Source organism: Sphingobium sp., from assembly GCA_035196065.1.
In the GTDB taxonomy this organism is placed as follows: Bacteria; Pseudomonadota; Alphaproteobacteria; order Sphingomonadales; family Sphingomonadaceae; genus Sphingorhabdus_B; species Sphingorhabdus_B rara.
Window position 1 is genome coordinate 2,600,666 of sequence record CP136575.1, and the last position, 17,359, is coordinate 2,618,024.

Genomic DNA, 17,359 nt, shown 5'->3' on the forward strand with positions numbered 1-17,359 from the left:
TATTGGCGAATGAAGGGACTTAGGCCCTTTTTTCCTTCGCCACCGCATCGAGCAGGCCATTGACGAACTTCGCATCTTTGTCGTCGAAAAACGCATGGGCTACATCAAGATATTCGTCGATCACGGTTGCAGTTGGCACGTCAGGGCGTGCTATGATTTCATAGGTGCCGGCGCGCAGCAATTGCAGCATCGTCTTGTCCAGACGACCAATCTTCCACTGTTCGCCCAGTTTCGATTCGATCAGCGCATCGATTTCCGTACGCCGGGCATGGACGCTGCTGACAATGTCATCGAAAAAGCTCTGCTCGGCCTCGGTATAGACGGCATCCTCAATTTCAGCGCCCAGCCGGTGCGCATGAAATTCATCGAGCAATCGGGCAAGGCCGATATTCTCCATGTCCATCTGATATAGCGCCTGCACAGCGGCGAGGCGGGCGGCGGAACGGGCCTTGCTCATGATATGACTTTCATAATCTGACTTTGACGCTTGCGGCATGCGCGGGAAGGCCTTCTGCCTCGGCAAGCGCAACCGCCGCCGGGCCAATAGCCTTCATCGCGCCGCGATCCAGCGCAATGAAACTGGTACGCTTCATGAAATCGAGCACAGACAGGCCCGATGAAAAGCGGGCGCGCCGACCTGTGGGAAGCACGTGATTAGGGCCAGCGACATAATCGCCGATCGCCTCTGGTGTCATCCGGCCGAGGAAAACCGAGCCAGCATGGCGGATCAAACCGAACAGCGCCTCTGCACGGTCATCGTCAACGGCAAGCTCGACATGTTCGGCCGCGAGGCGGTTCACCAATGGCATTGCCGCATCAAGGCTTTCGCAGACAATGATCGCGCCATTTGTCTGCCAGCTTTCAGTTGCTACCTTTGTCGTTGCCAACTGGGTCAACTGGGTCGTCACAGCCGCCGCAACCGCATCGGCAAACGCGGCGTCATCGGTGAACAGCACCGACTGGCTTGTCGGATCATGTTCAGCCTGACTCAAAAGGTCGGCCGCAATCCATTCAGGATCATTGGCCGCATCAGCAACGACAACAATTTCGGACGGCCCGGCCACCATGTCGATCCCGACCTGGCCGTATAGCTGGCGCTTTGCCTCTGCCACAAAAGCATTGCCCGGGCCGGTGATCACATCGACCGGCGCAATGCGTTCACTGCCATGTGCCAGCGCGGCAATCGCCTGTGCGCCGCCAAGCCGCCAAATCTCATCCACGCCGGCAAGATGCGCGGCGGCCATCACTGTCGGATTCACCTGCCCGTTCGGCGTCGGCGTGACCATCACGATCCGTTCCACGCCTGCAACCTTGGCGGGAATAACGTTCATCAGCAGCGACGACGGATAGGCGGCACGGCCGCCCGGCACATAGACACCCGCTGCATCGACCGCGCTCCAGCGCGCACCAAGACGCACACCAGCCGCGTCGCGATAATCGCGATCTTCGGGCAATTGTGCAGCATGATAGGCGCGAATACGTTCGGCTGCGAGTTCCAGCGCATCGCGTAACGCAGGCTCCAGTGCAGCAAAGGCGGCTGCGCAATCTTCCGCCGAAATCTGCCAGCCCTGTTCGGCAAGGCTGAAGCCGTCAAAGCGCTGGGTCAATTCGAGCAGGGCAACATCGCCGCGGGAGCGCACATCACGGATCGTCGCCGTAACGATCGCAGAAACATCCGCATCGGTTTCACGTCGGGCATTGACGAGCGCGTCAAATTTCCGATCAAAATCTGCGTCGCTGCTCGACAGTCTAAGCATTGGCTGCCTCGCGGAATTTCTCCACCAGCATCGCGATCCGGGCATCGGTCTTGAACGCGGCGCGATTAACGACAAGCCGCGCCGAAACCTGCGCAATCGTCTCAACCTCGACCAGCCCGTTTTCCTTCAACGTTTTGCCGGAAGAGACAAGATCGACAATCCGGCTCGACAGACCAAGCAGCGGCGCGATCTCCATCGCGCCGTTCAGCTTGACGCATTCGGCCTGCACGCCGCGGGCGGCAAAATGCTTGCGCGTCAGATTGGGATATTTGGTGGCAACGCGGACATGGCTCCATGATCGCGGATCGTCGCTAGCGGCCAGTTCAGCAGGCTCCGCAACCGAGATGCGGCAATGGCCAATATCGAGGTCGACGGGGGCGTAAAGCTCCGAATAATCAAATTCGTCGATCACATCGGAACCGACGATCCCGATCTGCGCTGCGCCATGGGCTACGAAGGTCGCCACATCAAAGGCGCGCACGCGGATAACCTGCACCGAAGGGTCGGTACAGGCAAACATCAGCGCGCGGCTGTCCTTGTCGAAAAAGGCGGGTTCGGGGTCGATGCCCGCCGCCTGCATCAGCGGCAGCGCTTCATCAAGGATCCGGCCTTTCGGAATGGCAAAGATGATCGGTGCGGTCATTACCGGCGCGCTTTACGAGCGCTAAGCGCCAAGGGCAAGGAGTAGCACGCACAAGATGCTGCTTTCACTGCGCAGGATGCAGACGCCCGTTGGCGAGAATGTCAGCCGGTTTGCGAAAGGAAGGCGCGCATAGCCGCGATCACTGCCTGCGGTTGTTCCCAAGTGACAAAATGGCCGCAATCCTCAATCCGTTCGATCTGGATATTAGGAACAAAAGCCTCAATCCCCTCAATATTCGAAGGCGGAAGCGCCTTGTCCTGCATGGCCCAGACCAGCAGCGTCGGAATTTCAAGCTTGGGGAAGTCGGCGGCGGCCCAATCGGGCACCGGGCAAACCTCCCCGATTGCGGGCACGACCATTTGCGAGGCGCGATACCAGTTGATCATGCCAAAGGCGGTATCGGGATGCTGCCAGCCAGCGCGCAAATCGTCATATTCCTCCTGCTCCATCGCAGGCGGCTTTACCCAATTCATCGCTTTTTGCAGGACTGGAAACAGCCCGCGCGTCGCCATAACCGAATCAATCGCGGTATCGCGGAACATGCGGATATATTGCGCCGAGGCCCGCTGCGTCGGATCGTTGATCAAAACCCGCTGATAAATGCAGGGATGCGGTGCATTTGCGATCATCGCGCGCGTCACTCGCCCGGCCCATTGCGGTCGAAATCCGGCGGGTTGGCCATTCAGGGCAACGCTCCATGCGACCGCGCCGCCCCAATCATGGCCGGCAATAGTAAATTGCTCAATTCCGAACGCATCGGCCAGCGCGAATATATCAGCCGTCAGCTTGTCGGTCGAATAAGCGGACACCGCCGAAGGCTTTGATGAACCGCGATAGCCCCGCTGATCAGGGGCGATACAATAATATTGGTCTGAAAGTGCAGCCAGTTGATGGCGCCAGGTGCGGTGCGATTCAGGAAAGCCATGAAGAAACACGATAGGCGGATTGTCCGGATCGCCATGGACAGCGACATCAAGTTCAACACCGGTTGAAATCTTTACACGGCGCATGGATTGTAACAACGCATTAACTCCAAATAATATTACACCTGCGGTACGCATAATTAATCGAAATCGAATGATCGGTATTGTATGGATTAATCATTATATGCCACTTTGTGTCAACATCACTTGAGAATTAGGTATCAATACATTCAGATACACTAACATAATCAGCACATACTAAGTCTTACGGCCGGCAACGGAGTAACGAGGGTGCGACCTCGACTTCAGGCCGGGCCGGATCACTCCCCCGGTGCGCGCGCCTTGATGGCTAGGGCGTGCACCCTGTCCCCAGGCAGGTCGCCCAGCGCCTTGTTCACCATCCGCTGCCGCAGGACGCGATTCACCCCGGCAAAGGCGCTGCTTTCTATTTCAACGGTGAAGTGGCTCTCGCCCGACCCATCATCGCCGCTATGGCCGCGATGTGTTGCGCTGTCGTTGGTCACGGTAAGATGATTTGGGGTGAAGGCTGCTACTAACAGTGCCTCCATTTCACGCTGGATTGGGCCTTTGCTCATTGTCATATGGTAGGTTGTGACAAAGCTTTCGACAAGCAGCATAGCAACGAATATCGGACGAAAAATGGACGTGACAATCATCAAGGGAACCAGCGACGACCGGATCAGCATCATCCGGAATGATGGATCCTGCGCCGATACCAGTTTTCCAAAGAAAGGCCCTTTCCCGCACGATGCTGTCCACTTTGCAGTGGAAAAGCATCTCGGATTGGCACGCGGTTTCTGGGGCATGGTGGCGGCGGGACAGCATCCCGAAGAATTGGCCGACATTGCGAAAATGGCGGGCCATGCAAGCGCAAAGCGCGCGCAAGTTCCCGAACCGCAGATCGTGGAACTGTTGCAGGCCGAACGCATCGTCGAATGCTTCGAAGCTGATATGTGGGGTGGCGGGGCAGAGGATGGCATGCTGCTCGAAACGATTGAAGTGGCATGCGGATATTCGCATGTACCGCCGCCGCCGATGGGCAGCAGCCATATAGCGGCGATCCGCGACGAACTGACGCAACTCGGCAGCCAGTGGGCAAATGGCCGCATTGAATTCCATTGGGCAGCTTGAATGTCCGCCCCGCGCAATCCAGACCGATTCCATGGCCGCATGCACAGTTCGCGGCGTCAGTGCCAACATCCAACCTGCCAGCGCGCCGGTGAATTTCGCGCGCCTAACCCCTATGGTCGCCCGCCCGGACCCAATGGTCCGGGTGACTATCTCTGGTTCTGCCTCGATCATGTCCGTGAATTCAACGCAGGCTATGATTGGTTTGAGGGGATGAGCGCGGAGGAAATCGCCAAGGCGCAAAGCCCGATGAACGTCTGGCCCAGTGAAACCCGCGCCTTCAGGGCAAATGGCAATGTCGATTCGCCGCCGCGCTGGGCCGATTTCCGCGATCCAATCGATGCGATATCGGCGCGCTTCAAGGGGCGGATGGAAGATGCACGCCCCGCGACCACCGCAAACGGCCATATATTGTCCGCCGACGATAAAAAGGCGTTAAAGACGCTAGGGCTTGGCCATGATGCGGATCGCAAAGCCATGCGCTCGGCTTATTCGCGACTGGTACGCAAATATCATCCCGACAAGAATGGCGGCGACAGGGCGCATGAAAAGGCTTTGCAAGATGTGATTGCCGCTTATACGCACCTCAAGACGGCACCGGCCTTCGCCTAGCCTTGCAGATTTATTCCGAGACCCAAGACATGACCGATATCCCGAACATCCAGCCAGACAGCCGTTCCACCACCATTCTTTCGGCCCCCGACAAGACAGTGAATGTGCGCGAAATGTTTGGCATCGACATCGACATGGAATGCCCGGCATTCAGCGAGGCGGACGAACGAGTACCCGATCTTGACCCCTCCTACGTATTTGACCCGGACACCACGCTCGCCATTCTTGCAGGCTTTGCCCATAACCGCCGCGTGATGGTGCAAGGCTATCATGGCACAGGCAAATCGACGCATATCGAGCAGGTTGCAGCGCGGCTCAACTGGCCATGTATCCGCATCAACCTGGATGCCCATATCAGCCGTATCGACCTGATCGGCCGCGATGCCATCGTGCTGCGCGACGGCGTGCAGGTGACAGAATTCCGCGAAGGCCTGCTGCCCTGGGCATTGCAGACACCGACCGCACTGGTGTTCGACGAATATGATGCCGGCCGCCCCGATGTGATGTTCGTAATCCAGCGCGTCCTCGAAACCGAAGGCAAGCTGACCCTGCTTGACCAGAACCGCGTCATCCGGCCCAACCCATGGTTCCGCATCTTTGCGACCGCCAATACCGTGGGCCTTGGCGACACTAGCGGCCTTTATCATGGCACGCAGCAGATCAATCAGGGCCAGATGGACCGTTGGAACATCGTTGTCGGGCTGAATTATCTGCCCGCACAGGTCGAAAGCGAGATCGTTCTGGCCAAGGCCGAAGGCGTCGATCCGGCGGACGTTGCCAATATGGTGAAGGTCGCCGAACTGACCCGCCAGGGCTTTATCAATGGCGACATTTCGACGGTGATGAGCCCGCGCACGGTGATCACCTGGGCGCAGAATACCGCGATCTTCAAAGATCTGGGCTTCGCCTTCCGCCTGTCCTTCCTCAACAAATGTGATGAGGCAGAACGGATGCTAGTCGCCGAATATTATCAGCGCGTCTTCGGCAAAGACCTTCCCGAGAGCGTCGTTCGCAAGGCATGATGGACGAGGCCTTTACGGCCTCGCCCATAGCTTTTCTCAGTCGCCGTGCGAATGGCCTGCCGCGCCGGCAATCCCGGCACTGCCGCTACCGCCGCCTTGTGCGCCTTCCCACCAATAAGCCGGCCGCTTGCGATTGCCGGTCACTTCCTCATTGAGCGTTGCGGCATTATAGAGACGGCCGTTGAGCATCACCTTGGCGATCTTTTCGGAATTGCGGATGTCCGCCGTCGGATCGGCGTCAAGGATGACGAGGTCGGCAAGCTTGCCCGGTTCGATCGAACCAATATCCTTGTCATAACCCAGCGACCGGGCAGATTCGATTGTGCCGGCACGCAATGCCTCGACCGTTGTCATCCCGCCACGGACAAACGACCAAAGCTCCCAATGCGCGGCGATCCCGGGCTCCTGCCCATGCGCACCAATGGCCACCGGAACGCCCAGCCGCGCCAGCTTGGCGGCTTCGCGCGCGCTTTCATCGTCGACATAATTGTCTTCGGGCGCAATCGGCCGCCGGGCATTGGCCGCGACGAGCAAGCTTTCGGGCACATGCTTTTGCAGCAAAGGCTGTTTCCAAACATCGGTGTGCGCCCGCCAATAGGGGTCAGCCGCCGGGCCACCATAGGTGACAACCAATGTCGGTGTATATCCAACCTTTGACCGCGAGAAGAATTGCTGCACATCCTGGTAAAAGATTTCCAGCGGCACATTATGCTCAACCGTGGTGTTGCCATCGGCGATCAGCGTCATGTCGAGACCGAACAGCGATCCACCCTCGGCGACCGAGCGCATATTCTCTTGTATTGCGGCGGCTACAACCTGCTGGCGCTGGTCACGGCGGGGCTGGTTGTAATTTTTAATGCTGTGCGCGCCCTGCGCCTTCAACCGGCGGATATGCGCCAGCGCATCGGCCTTGCTGTCAATCTGCGCATAAACATGCGGGCTTTTCGCACCATAGACGATTTCGCCTGTTGAAAAGCTGCGCGGGCCGATGATCTTGCCAGCACGCACCATTTCCAACGCCGGGAAGACCAGCGCCGAACGGCTGGACGGATCATGACGGGTGGTCACGCCAAGCGCGAGATTGACCATCTCCGCCCAATTGGCCTGCGGCGTATATTCATCGACGCCATAAGGGCCATGGGCATGCGCATCGATCAGGCCGGGAATGATTGTCTTGCCGCTGACATCGACGGTTGGTGTACCTGCGGGAATTGTCACTTCACCCCGGCGACCCACCGCCTTGATCCGGTTATTTTCAATCAGGACAATGCCATCCTCGATCGCGCCGCCATCGGGCGAAGCCATGGTGACCAACCGCGCGCCAACCAGCGCGACAGTGCCGGTCGGCTTGTCGGCATTGACGCGCATTGAGAGGGAAACGCCAGTTCTCGGCGATTCAAACTTGGTCGGCTTGGCATCCTTGGCCAAGGGGGCAGACGCAAACATCGCGCTACGCTCGCCAGTGAACAGTGTCGGCCCGAGCGACCAGTGCAGCCTTGCGCCGCCATTGGACCAGTGGATCCAGTCGGCGCCATCGCCACTGGCTTTCGCGACGGGCATCGGCCCACCCGAAGGCGATGCCGTCACCGTCTGTGTGCCGGGCATCAAGGGCATGACATAGGCCTGGTAATTCTGGCGGAAGGCAAAATGGCTGCCATCGGGTGACACGCTATAGGCGTTGACCATTTCCCCTTCGGCATGGGTACGCCGCGCCTCTCCGTCCAGATCTGTGCTGACCAGCTTCGCGCCCTTGCCGTCGCTCGTCGTGAAGAAAATCCGGTCGTTCGCCGCACCGAAATGCGGGGCTTCGCCATCGCGCGCGAAACGGACGGGTTCGCCGCCAGCAATCGCCACCCGGTAAAGCCCGGGTTCAGCCGAAGCAATCGGGCTGACCAGATTGCCGCCGCTGCCTTTTTCAAAGACGATGGTTTTACCATCAGGCGCAAAGCGCGGGCGCGCATAATGGCCGGCCGCCTTGGTAACGATGCGGCTGGCGCCACCATTGGCACCGACAGTCTGAATGCTGCCAAGACCGGCGTCGGTCCAGCGGACATAGGCTATCGTTTTGCCGTCGGGCGACCATGTGGGATAGGCCTCCATCGCATCGGCATCGTTGGTCAGGCGCCGCGGTTCGCCCCCTGCCATTGCCTTCACCCACAATTTGCCAAGCGTTTCGAATACCACCCGGTTGCCATCGGGGGATACCGCCGCGCCGCGCGGGATTTTCGTTTCAAAACTGTCGGGCGCAACCTCCACCGGCGGGCGCGGCGGATCGATAACGCCGCGGCTATCCTCTATGCGAAAAGGGATGATCGCGCTTTTGCCGCTGGCAAGATCAAGCCGGTTCAGCTTGCCGCCCGCCCAAAAGACGAGCGCTGCCGAATCCGGCGTCCAGGCCATATTGGGGTAAACGCCGGTGACCGCCCAGGTTTCTTGCACATCCTGATCCAGCGTATCGAAGAGCTTGCGGTCTGCGCCGGTTTCAAGATCACGAAGATAGAGTTTTGAACGGGTTTTCTCGCGCCGGACATAGGCCAGCTTTTTCCCATCGGGTGATGGCGTCGGGCGCACGGCGCCGCCCTCTCCGCCGACGACAAATTCGGTCTCGCCAGTTTCTAGATCATATCGTTCGATCGCGAAAATCTGGTTATTCGAATCCTGCGCATATTCGAAAATCGGTCCCGATGTCGTATTGCGCGTGAAATAGATATGCTTGCCATCGGGTGCGAAAATCGGTTCGCCTAATTCCTTTTGGTGCGTTTCATTGGGGCGTTTCACCAAAGGCACGCCTGACCCGCCCGAAATATGGTATAGCCAAACCTCTCCCGTGCCGAGCGAGCGTTGCGTGGTGAAATGCTTTTTTGCGGCAATGAACTGGCCGTTCGGGCTCCAGCTTGCCTGATTGAGGAGGCGGAAATCTTCTTTGGTCAGTTGGCGCTTGTCACTGCCATCGACATTCATCACCCAGATATTGTCACCACCGCCCCGATCGGACGTGAATGCAATCCGCTTGCCATCGGCTGAAAAGCGCGGCTGCGTTTCATAGGCAAGCCCCTCTGCGATGCGGTTTGGCGTGCCGCCCGAAATTGGCATGACATAGATGTCACCCAACAGGTCAAACGCGACCGATTTTCCATCGGGGCTGACATCGACATTCATCCATGTGCCTTCGTCCACTGCGATAGGGACTTCACGAATGGTGAGGCCGGGAGGCGCATTGACATCCCATTTCGCGTCTTCGCCCTTGTCCTGTGCGGACAGCGGCACGGCCGCAAGGGCACCAAGACAAACGCCGGCAAGCGCAAGGTGCGAGGCCGAAAAGAGATGCAGCTTCATGTAAAATCCTCCTGTCTGCCCGCTATCCGACGCGTCAGGGCATGAGTCAATCCGCCGCCATGGATCGTTTCGACGAACAACCATCACGCCCCGTCGCATGACACCCACCCTCATTCATCGCACAGCAATCTTTAGACGCCACTCGTGGCCTGACACGGGCGGGAAAGGTGCAACTGCGGGGGCGATGGAGGTCGCTAATGGTAGGGGTTTTTCGTGAAGGGCACACCAAAAGGCCATCGCGGCGGCATGAGCCGCTGATCATCGGACCACCGGCGGTTTCGTGGAAACGCCGCTTTGCCATCGGCTTGGTGCTTGTCGGTGCAGCAACCGCAGCGCTGCTATTATTTTCGAAAGTGGCGCAGGCTCACCCTTCCCCGCATGTTCATGCACAGGTCCTTGAAAGGCCGATTGCAGGCGTTCGCAACAATTACTGGTATGATTACCGTTCGGATATCGAGGAAGCCGAGATTGAACTGCGCAAGGATTTGCGCCGGGCAAAAACGGCGCAGGATGAACGTGAGGCTTGGGCCGAATATCATCGCGAACTGCGCGACGCCCGGTCTGACTATCGCAAGGAAATGGCCGAGAGAGGCTATATCGCGCGGCGCGGCCGCGTGACTGTCGGCAATTAACCGAACACCCGATCTGCCTGCGCCACGGCATCCGATGCGCGCAGGGCGGACAGGATACGCATCAGGTGCTGAAGGTCATGTACCTCCAGATCCGCCTCGAATGTGTGGAAGCTGGCGTCGCGCGCGGTCAGGCGCAGATTGATGATATTGGCCTTGTGATAGCCGAATATCCCGGCCATTTCGGCGAGCATGCCGGGGCGGTTATGAATGATCACACGCAACCGCGCAGCGCCGCCATCGCTGCCCTGCCCCCAACTGAGATCAACCCAATCGGCATCGGTGATGCTGTCCAGCCGCGCGCAGTGGATCGTGTGGACCTCAACCGGCTGATCGACGCGACGGATACCGACGATGCGGTCGCCGGGCACTGGATGGCAGCATTCGCCCAGTTCAAACGCTACGCCCGGCGTAAGGCCACGAATGGAAATGACCCGTTCCGGGGTTGGCCAATCGGTGTCTTCACCAGGATCAAAGCCCGGCACCAGTGCCTGCATCACATCGCGATCGGTAAGCTTGCCCGATCCGATCGCCAGCATCAGTTCGTCATCACTGGGAAGTTTCAACCGGCCAAGCGCGGCCTTAATCGCCTTTGCACCGATCCGGCCGGGCACGCGTGCAGAGATATCTTCGAACAATTGCCGGCCAAGCTGCACCATTTCGCCGCGTTCGCGATGGCGCACATGGCGGCGGATTGCGGCCCGGGCCTTACCCGTCGCAACAAAATTCAGCCAGGCAGGTTCGGGCCGGTGCGCCTTGCTCGAAAGGATTTCGACCATGTCGCCATTGTTGAGCAATGTCCGCAGCGGCACGTGGCGGCCATTGACCTTTGCCCCCACGGCACGGTCGCCCAGATCGGTATGCACCGCATAAGCGAAATCAACCGGTGTTGATCCCTTGGGCAATTGATGCAGCGCGCCCTTGGGCGTGAACGCGAAGATGCGATCCTGATACATCGCCATCCGCGTGTTTTCGAGCAGCTCTTCAGGATCGTGGCTGGTTTCCAGAATCTCTAGCAGGTCACGCAGCCAGCCGGCCTGCCCATCGGGCACATCTTCCTGCTTGTAAGCCCAATGTGCCGCCAGCCCATATTCGGCGGCGCGATGCATATCTGCGCTGCGGATTTGGACTTCGACGCGCATATTCTGCGCGAACATGATCGTGGTATGCAGCGAGCGATAGCCATTGCGTTTTGGCGTCGAAATGAAATCCTTGAAGCGGCCGGGCACCATCTGCCAGCGCCGGTGCAGTACGCCCAGCGCGCGATAACAGGATTCCACATCATCAACGATCACGCGAAAAGCGTTGATATCGGACAATTGATCGAACGCGACATGGCGTTCCTGCATCTTCTTCCAGATGGAATAGGGATGCTTTTCCCGCCCCGAAACCCGCGCCTTTATTCCGGCGCGCTCCATCGAACCGGCAATGGACTGGTTGATTTCCTCGATCAGCTTGTCGCCATTTTCACGGATCTGCGCCAGCCGGCTGGTGATCGTCTTATAGGCTTCTGGCTCCAACTGCTCGAAAGCAAGCAACTGCATTTCATGCATATATTCATACATGCCGATGCGTTCTGCCAGCGGCGCATAAATATCCATCGTTTCGCGCGCGATCCGCCGCCGCTTATCCGGGCTTTTGATGAAATGCAGCGTGCGCATATTGTGCAGCCGGTCAGCCAGCTTGACCAAAAGCACGCGTATGTCATCCGAAATGGCGAGCAGGAATTTACGCAGATTCTCGGCTGCGCGTTCATCGTCGGTCTGCGCCTCGATCTTCGATAATTTGGTAACGCCATCTACAAGGCGCGCAACCTCAGGGCCGAACTTGCTTTCGACATCCTCGATACTGGTCAGCGTATCTTCGACCGTATCGTGCAGCAGCGCGGTGATGATCGTGTCTTCATCCATCTTCAGATCCGTCATCAGCCCGGCAACCTCTACCGGATGGCTGAAATAAGGATCGCCCGACGCACGCTTTTGCGTGCCGTGCATCTGGACGGTGAAGACATAAGCCTTGTTGAGCCGATCTTCATCGACATCCGGTGCATAGGCGCGCACCCGTTCAACAAGTTCATATTGCCGCATCATGGGTTTCCTAGATGTGGGATTTACACCGCGATGCAACATAAAAATTTCGATTGCGGCAAATGCTTTGGTCGATGTGCCGGCCCCATCGGACGGAGAAGCAAGAATGGCAGCCGCTGCCTGCGGCAAGGTTGAATGAAAAACGCCGGTGGCACCTTGCTGCACAGGGGGAGAGGAGGCAGCAGGCGCGCACCGGCGCAAATCATTCTCGGCCTTTGCGGTTCACCGGGCTATCCCCGGGACCGTTGAATTCAGGAAGCGTGGCCGATCAGCCCCCCGGATTGTGGCGATCAATCCTTGGCGATGATCACTTTTTTCTTGCTGTTGCAGCCATCGATGGCCGACGCATCAAGTGCACGGTCGCCTGCCGTGAAGCTGGTGACTTCGCCGAACTCGCGGGCGACGCTGGCGCAAACATTGCGCGGAGCAGAGCTGGTCAGCGGCGCACGGCAGGTGGTGCCGTTGCACTGGAACACAACACCGCGAACGACAGCCTTGCTGGTTGCAGCGGGCTGGGCCAGCTCAACAGTATAATAGCGGCCAGCGGCCGACTGGGCGTGCGCCTGCGGTGCAGCGAAAAGAAGAACTGCGCTGGTTGCGACAGCGGTAACGAGCGCGCCAAAGCGCGTGGAAGTTTGGGAGAGGGTCATTTTCATTATCCTTGATCTGGATCTTGTTTCCGCCCCGTGCCGACCCATATCAAAGTCAGCTATCGGATTGGGCCCCTGGAAAACCAGTTGCGAATCACTACTTACTTAGGTAGAAATTAAGTTGCAACTGAAAACTTATATTGGTCTGGCAAAAAAATTCAGACCCGTTAGGACCGTCCCATGGGGAAATTGAGAGAGCCACTAAACGAGATCGCCAATTGCGGGCTTCCGGCCGCGCTTGAGGCGATTGGCGAGCGTTGGTCTTTCATGATCCTGCGGGCCGCCTTTAACGGCGTTCGCCATTTCGAAGAGTTCCTTTCTGAGATCGGGATTGCCCGCAACATATTGGCAAACCGCCTGACCCGCCTGACCGAAGCGGGCATATTGCATCGCAACCCCTGCCCCGATGATCGACGCCGCGTCGAATATCGACTGACCGCAAAGGGACTCGATTTTCTGCCAACGATGATCGCCCTGCGCCAATGGGGCGAACGGTGGGAAACCGGTGTGCCATCTAACCCGGTATTGTGCGATGAACGCGATCGCCGTCCGATCATGCAGGTTGCGATCAGAAGTCATGACGACCGTATTTTGAATAATATGGATCTGTGCTGGATCGATGCTTCCGAAGTGTCTGCCAAGGCGACAGAGATCACGCCAGAGGAACGCAGCAAGGTTCGCAAACTCGGCTCTGCCTGAACCGTCAGTTGCATATCGCAATGCAACATTGAAATTTTCTTGCGAATCTGTTATGACGGGTAAAATTCGAGAGCGATTGGGGCGTTCTCGGGCATCAACTGACTAGAAAGACAAACAATCAACGCTTGCCGAAGCAATCGGAGCGAAATGCCAACGGCATTAACGCCTGCGTTGATATAATCAGAAAGGGTCCGTTTTCATGGCGTCCAGCGCAATCTTATTCGATGTTGGCGATTATGTTGTTTATCCCAAGCATGGGGTCGGCCGCGTAATCGAGTTGCAGAATTCCGAAATCGCCGGAATGCAGCTCGAACTTTACGTGCTGCGGTTTGAAAAAGAAAAAATGACGCTGCGCGTTCCGGTGAACAAGGCCGAGAGCGTTGGCATGCGCAAATTGTCTTCGGACAAGACCCTGAAGGAAGCAATGGAAACGCTGAAGGGCAAACCGAAGGTCAAGCGCACCATGTGGTCGCGCCGTGCACAGGAATATGAAGCAAAGATCAATTCGGGTGATCTGGTTTCGATCGCCGAAGTGACGCGCGATCTGTTCCGTCCCGACGACCAGCCTGAGCAGAGCTATTCGGAGCGCCAGATTTTCGAAGCGGCGTCGAGCCGTCTTGCCCGCGAGCTGGCAGCGATGGAAAAGACCGATGAGCCTGCTGCGCTCAAGAAAATCCTCGGCGTGTTGAAAGAGGCCGCGCCGCAATATTATGAGCGCGCCGAATAATCGGGTCGTCATAGTGCATCAGACAAAAAGGGCATCTTCGGGTGCCCTTTTTTCTTGCCCACAAAACCGCCGGCGACGAACCGAAAGCGAAGCTGTTTGACCGCTACTGTGGCAAAAGGCATAGATACCGCCATGCGATCCACCAAAGCCATCTTTCATCTGGCGCTGATTGCGCCTGCCCTGTCCCCCCTAGCGGCTCCGGCAATGGCCGCAGAGCGCAGCTTTCTGATCGGCAGTTTCGAAGAGTTGCTGGTCGAAGGTGACATGCAGGTCATTTTCGACAACAACCGGTCACCCTCTGCCAAGGCGAGCGGAGACCGCCAGATGATCGAGGCTGTGAAGATCGAACGCAATGGACGAACCTTACGCGTCCGCATTCAGGAATATGAAGGCCAGACAAGCAAGGCGCCAGCCACCACGCCTTTGGTGATCCGTCTGGGCGGCCGTGACGTAAACCGCATCTCGGTGGATGGCAGTGCCAATGTCACAGTCAACCAGATGCGCGTCATCGGCGGCACCGGCACGGTCAAATTATCCGGCCCGGGATCGATCGACATCGCCCGGCTGGAAAGCGACCGTTTGAGCCTGAGCGTCGCCGGCCAGGGCATTGTGAAGATCGGCAGCGGTACCGTGCGCGCGGCACAAATCGGTATCAATGGCGGCGCGACGGTCGATGCGGCAGGACTGCGGCTCCAGCAGGCAAAGCTTGCACAAACCGGCAATGCCGCAACACATTTACAAGTCACCGACACGGTTGAAATCGTCAATTCAGGATCGGGATCGATCACCGTCGACGGCAAGGCGACCTGTTTCATTCGCCAGCCCGGTTCGGCCCGGATCATCTGCGGAAAGGCAACAAAATAATGCGTAAGTTTTGGCCATTGCTGGCGCTGGCAACAGCGGCGCTGATGGGATGCGGCGGCACCGCCGACAGCTTGGCGGCAACCCAAAATGCCACAGGTTCGTCATGCGATCCCGGCGCAAAACTGGCGCCGAGCGAGGCGGGGCTCGATCAGGTCCAGCTTTGTGTCAAAAGCGGGACAAAAAACCACGCCTTCACCGTTGAGGTGGCCCGCACTTCGGCGCAGCAAGCACGCGGCCTGATGTTCAGAACCGCACTCGCCGATGATCGCGGCATGATCTTTCCCTTTCCCGATACGCGCATGGCCAGTTTCTGGATGAAGAATACGGTCATTCCGCTCGATATCATCTTCGTTCGGGCAGACGGCCGGATCGAGAATATCGCCGCCAACACCACGCCCTATTCAACCGACCCGGTCGAATCGACCGCGCCTGTAGTGGCTGTGCTGGAACTTCGCGGCGGTTTGGCCGCCGAGCTTGGCATAAAGGCGGGCGATAGCGTGCATTGGCAGGCGCGCTGACTGCCTTTTTGATTGCAAGGCTTCACGCTTGCGCTTAATCGGCGGCGCATGGGAATATTGGCAAAAATCTTCACTTGGTGGGACGGCGCGACGATCGGTACAGCGCTGTTCAGCGCGCGTAACGGTATCATGGTGGGCGAGGATGCGGAGGGTAACCGCTATTACCGCAACCGTGACGACAGCCGCCGCTGGGTGATTTATCATGGCCCGAACGACGCGAGCCGTGTTGCACCCGAATGGCATGGCTGGCTGCACCATACCTTTGAAGGTGAGCCGGACAGCTATCTTCCGCCCAAGCGCAATTTCGAACTACCCGCCGGCGTCAATGCAACCGGCAGCCAGGCGGCCTATCGTCCCGGCGGCGCCATCGAACAGGGCGGAAAAAGACAGGCCGCAACCGGCGACTATACCGCATGGAGCCCGGATGCAGCATGAGGCGGCGCGTTCCGCCTTTGCTGCTTGCATCGCTGGTCGCGTTGTCTGCCTGCCAAAGCGGTGAGCCGCAGGCCGCATCGAAGGAAAAGGCAAAAACGACCGCAAGTGCTGACCGGCCCGTTTCCGCACTGGTCGATCAGCCCGGTACACCGATGGCAGAGCGCATTGCCGTTGTCGGCCTATTGAACAAGCGCAACGGCCAGACCCGCGATTTCGAACTAAAGCCTGGCGAAGCCGTCCGTTTCGGCAAGGTGGTGATCCGCGTGCGCGCCTGCGAAAAAACCGCGCCATGGGAAACCTATCAGGATCAGGGTGCCTTTGTGCAGTTGATCGTCAATCAACGCCCCGCCGGCACCAATGCCGCAGAGCGCTGGGTTCAGGTCTTCTCGGGCTGGTTGTTCAAAGAAAATCCGGCCGCCAACATCGTGCAGCACCCGGTTTACGATATCTGGGTCAAGGAATGCAGGATGAGCTTCCCGGGCGAAGAAGCGGCCGATGAGGAACCGGACACCGAAACGCCCGCCAACAAATCGTCCAGCGAGCCCCAATCGCCACCCGATGCTGCAGCGCCCGCACCCGCGCCAGCCACCGAAGAAGCCGGCGGCGCTGACGAAGCGACGGTCGAGACCTGATCGCGTGACAGCGCTGCTTCGAGCAGCTTGAGATACTGCCGCTGCGATACTTCGATCGCGCCCAATGATTGCAGGTGATCGGTCATGAACTGGCAATCGAGCAGGGTGAAATTGCCGACACGCATACGTGCAACCAGCCATGCCAGCGCGACTTTGGACGCATCGGTAGCGCGGGAAAACATGCTCTCGCCGAAAAATGCTCGTCCCATGGCAAGCCCGTAAAGCCCGCCAACAAGCTGTCCGTCCGACCAGCATTCAATGCTGTGCGCCATGCCCATGCGATGCAGCTCGCAAAATGCCGCTTCAATATCGCTGTTGATCCAGGTTTCCTGCCGATCCTCCGTGCTTTGCGCACAGGCCTGGATGACCGCGGCAAAGCTGGTATCCGTCGTCACAATGAAACGGTCCTGCTTTATCGTTTTGGCGAGCGATTTCGATATATGAATGCCATCCAGCGGCAGTATCGCCCGGGTCTTGGGCTCTACCCAAAACGAATCCCTGTCTTCACGTGAATCTGCCATCGGGAAAATGCCGTGCGCATAGGCTTTCAACAGCAAGTCGAGATTCATCGCCACTTTGTTTCCCCTAAACAACATCCCTAACATCAATTGCACGGAAAGTCATATTGGGCTAAAGCCTGCCCATGCCCCGGCCCGATCGATCGCCTTTGCGCGAC

Annotated in this window: 18 protein-coding genes and 1 pseudogene; 10 read left to right on the top strand and 9 right to left on the bottom strand. The window is 58.3% G+C overall.

Annotation, left to right across the window (positions count from 1 at the left end; translation table 11 throughout):
* Positions 1-19: 19 nt before the first annotated feature.
* From nusB to RSE16_12515, 5 genes are all read right to left on the bottom strand, one after another.
* Positions 20-457, bottom strand: coding sequence for a transcription antitermination factor NusB (gene nusB, locus RSE16_12495; GenBank protein ID WRH75518.1), 438 nt, complete (start codon positions 455-457; stop codon positions 20-22).
* A 10-nt stretch (positions 458-467) separates the two neighbouring features.
* On the bottom strand, positions 468-1,757 hold the full coding sequence (gene hisD, locus RSE16_12500; GenBank protein ID WRH75519.1) for a histidinol dehydrogenase: 1,290 nt from the start codon (positions 1,755-1,757) through the stop codon (positions 468-470).
* On the bottom strand, positions 1,750-2,400 hold the full coding sequence (gene hisG / locus RSE16_12505; protein ID WRH75520.1) for an ATP phosphoribosyltransferase: 651 nt from the start codon (positions 2,398-2,400) through the stop codon (positions 1,750-1,752). Before hisG ends, hisD begins: the two co-directional genes overlap by 8 nt.
* 101 nt (positions 2,401-2,501) lie before the next feature.
* Positions 2,502-3,410, bottom strand: coding sequence for an alpha/beta hydrolase (locus RSE16_12510; protein WRH75521.1), 909 nt, complete (start codon positions 3,408-3,410; stop codon positions 2,502-2,504).
* A 233-nt stretch (positions 3,411-3,643) separates the two neighbouring features.
* Positions 3,644-3,925, bottom strand: a complete 282-nt coding sequence (locus tag RSE16_12515) for a BolA family protein (GenBank protein WRH75522.1) — start codon at positions 3,923-3,925, stop codon at positions 3,644-3,646.
* A gap of 58 nt (positions 3,926-3,983) precedes the next feature.
* On the opposite strand from RSE16_12515, the gene RSE16_12520 reads away from it, so the two are divergent.
* Genes RSE16_12520 through cobS form a run of 3 tightly spaced genes read left to right on the top strand, consistent with a single transcriptional unit; the run spans position 3,984 to position 6,106 of the window.
* On the top strand, positions 3,984-4,475 hold the full coding sequence (locus RSE16_12520) for a hypothetical protein (GenBank protein WRH75523.1): 492 nt from the start codon (positions 3,984-3,986) through the stop codon (positions 4,473-4,475).
* Positions 4,476-5,084, top strand: coding sequence for a DnaJ domain-containing protein (locus RSE16_12525; protein WRH75524.1), 609 nt, complete (start codon positions 4,476-4,478; stop codon positions 5,082-5,084). It begins immediately after the preceding gene.
* Positions 5,085-5,113: 29 nt separating this feature from the next.
* Positions 5,114-6,106: a cobaltochelatase subunit CobS gene (gene cobS, locus RSE16_12530; protein WRH75525.1), complete on the top strand. Its 993-nt coding sequence runs from the start codon at positions 5,114-5,116 to the stop codon at positions 6,104-6,106.
* Between the two features lie 36 nt (positions 6,107-6,142).
* Here cobS and RSE16_12535 read toward each other — a convergent pair whose 3' ends face one another.
* Positions 6,143-9,442, bottom strand: coding sequence for an amidohydrolase family protein (locus RSE16_12535; GenBank protein WRH75526.1), 3,300 nt, complete (start codon positions 9,440-9,442; stop codon positions 6,143-6,145).
* A 197-nt stretch (positions 9,443-9,639) separates the two neighbouring features.
* Between RSE16_12535 and RSE16_12540 the strand changes: the two genes are divergently transcribed.
* Positions 9,640-10,074 (top strand): hypothetical protein, encoded by a 435-nt coding sequence (locus RSE16_12540; GenBank protein WRH75527.1) that lies wholly within the window; start codon positions 9,640-9,642, stop codon positions 10,072-10,074.
* On the opposite strand, the gene RSE16_12545 is transcribed toward RSE16_12540, so the two are convergent.
* Positions 10,071-12,161, bottom strand: coding sequence for a bifunctional (p)ppGpp synthetase/guanosine-3',5'-bis(diphosphate) 3'-pyrophosphohydrolase (locus RSE16_12545; GenBank protein WRH75528.1), 2,091 nt, complete (start codon positions 12,159-12,161; stop codon positions 10,071-10,073). The two genes, RSE16_12540 and RSE16_12545, sit on opposite strands and share 4 nt — an antisense overlap.
* A 287-nt stretch (positions 12,162-12,448) precedes the next feature.
* Positions 12,449-12,808, bottom strand: coding sequence for a hypothetical protein (locus RSE16_12550; protein WRH75529.1), 360 nt, complete (start codon positions 12,806-12,808; stop codon positions 12,449-12,451).
* A 180-nt stretch (positions 12,809-12,988) separates the two neighbouring features.
* On the opposite strand from RSE16_12550, the gene RSE16_12555 reads away from it, so the two are divergent.
* From RSE16_12555 to RSE16_12580, 6 genes and pseudogenes are all read left to right on the top strand, one after another.
* Positions 12,989-13,507: a helix-turn-helix domain-containing protein gene (locus RSE16_12555; GenBank protein WRH75530.1), complete on the top strand. Its 519-nt coding sequence runs from the start codon at positions 12,989-12,991 to the stop codon at positions 13,505-13,507.
* A gap of 199 nt (positions 13,508-13,706) precedes the next feature.
* The gene (locus RSE16_12560) at positions 13,707-14,234 is read left to right on the top strand and encodes a CarD family transcriptional regulator (protein ID WRH75531.1); all 528 of its coding nucleotides are present in this window, start codon (positions 13,707-13,709) and stop codon (positions 14,232-14,234) included.
* 132 nt (positions 14,235-14,366) lie between these two features.
* Complete coding sequence (locus RSE16_12565) at positions 14,367-15,098, top strand: DUF2807 domain-containing protein (GenBank protein WRH75532.1); 732 nt, start codon at positions 14,367-14,369, stop codon at positions 15,096-15,098.
* Positions 15,098-15,616, top strand: a complete 519-nt coding sequence (locus RSE16_12570; GenBank protein ID WRH75533.1) for a DUF192 domain-containing protein — start codon at positions 15,098-15,100, stop codon at positions 15,614-15,616. The genes RSE16_12565 and RSE16_12570 overlap by 1 nt, the downstream gene beginning before the upstream one ends.
* A 48-nt stretch (positions 15,617-15,664) precedes the next feature.
* A complete protein-coding gene (locus RSE16_12575) occupies positions 15,665-16,051 on the top strand; it encodes an NADH:ubiquinone oxidoreductase subunit NDUFA12 (GenBank protein ID WRH75534.1) in 387 nt (128 codons plus the stop codon).
* Positions 16,052-16,203: 152 nt separating this feature from the next.
* Positions 16,204-16,503: pseudogene (locus RSE16_12580) on the top strand (DUF2155 domain-containing protein).
* On the opposite strand, the gene aat reads toward RSE16_12580, so the two are convergent.
* A complete protein-coding gene (gene aat, locus RSE16_12585; protein ID WRH75535.1) occupies positions 16,491-17,279 on the bottom strand; it encodes a leucyl/phenylalanyl-tRNA--protein transferase in 789 nt (262 codons plus the stop codon). The pseudogene RSE16_12580 and the gene aat sit on opposite strands and share 13 nt — an antisense overlap.
* Positions 17,280-17,359: the final 80 nt, after the last annotated feature.

Bases quoted from the DNA above. Each gene is read 5' to 3' on its own strand.
- nusB (WRH75518.1), bottom strand. From the start codon at position 457: ATGAGCAAGGCCCGTTCCGCCGCCCGCCTCGCCGCTGTGCAGGCGCTA.
- hisD (WRH75519.1), bottom strand. From the start codon at position 1,757: ATGCTTAGACTGTCGAGCAGCGACGCAGATTTTGATCGGAAATTTGAC.
- hisG (WRH75520.1), bottom strand. From the start codon at position 2,400: ATGACCGCACCGATCATCTTTGCCATTCCGAAAGGCCGGATCCTTGAT.
- RSE16_12510 (WRH75521.1), bottom strand. From the start codon at position 3,410: ATGCGCCGTGTAAAGATTTCAACCGGTGTTGAACTTGATGTCGCTGTC.
- RSE16_12515 (WRH75522.1), bottom strand. From the start codon at position 3,925: ATGACAATGAGCAAAGGCCCAATCCAGCGTGAAATGGAGGCACTGTTA.
- RSE16_12520 (WRH75523.1), top strand. From the start codon at position 3,984: ATGGACGTGACAATCATCAAGGGAACCAGCGACGACCGGATCAGCATC.
- RSE16_12525 (WRH75524.1), top strand. From the start codon at position 4,476: ATGTCCGCCCCGCGCAATCCAGACCGATTCCATGGCCGCATGCACAGT.
- cobS (WRH75525.1), top strand. From the start codon at position 5,114: ATGACCGATATCCCGAACATCCAGCCAGACAGCCGTTCCACCACCATT.
- RSE16_12535 (WRH75526.1), bottom strand. From the start codon at position 9,442: ATGAAGCTGCATCTCTTTTCGGCCTCGCACCTTGCGCTTGCCGGCGTT.
- RSE16_12540 (WRH75527.1), top strand. From the start codon at position 9,640: ATGGTAGGGGTTTTTCGTGAAGGGCACACCAAAAGGCCATCGCGGCGG.
- RSE16_12545 (WRH75528.1), bottom strand. From the start codon at position 12,161: ATGATGCGGCAATATGAACTTGTTGAACGGGTGCGCGCCTATGCACCG.
- RSE16_12550 (WRH75529.1), bottom strand. From the start codon at position 12,808: ATGACCCTCTCCCAAACTTCCACGCGCTTTGGCGCGCTCGTTACCGCT.
- RSE16_12555 (WRH75530.1), top strand. From the start codon at position 12,989: ATGGGGAAATTGAGAGAGCCACTAAACGAGATCGCCAATTGCGGGCTT.
- RSE16_12560 (WRH75531.1), top strand. From the start codon at position 13,707: ATGGCGTCCAGCGCAATCTTATTCGATGTTGGCGATTATGTTGTTTAT.
- RSE16_12565 (WRH75532.1), top strand. From the start codon at position 14,367: ATGCGATCCACCAAAGCCATCTTTCATCTGGCGCTGATTGCGCCTGCC.
- RSE16_12570 (WRH75533.1), top strand. From the start codon at position 15,098: ATGCGTAAGTTTTGGCCATTGCTGGCGCTGGCAACAGCGGCGCTGATG.
- RSE16_12575 (WRH75534.1), top strand. From the start codon at position 15,665: ATGGGAATATTGGCAAAAATCTTCACTTGGTGGGACGGCGCGACGATC.
- aat (WRH75535.1), bottom strand. From the start codon at position 17,279: ATGTTGTTTAGGGGAAACAAAGTGGCGATGAATCTCGACTTGCTGTTG.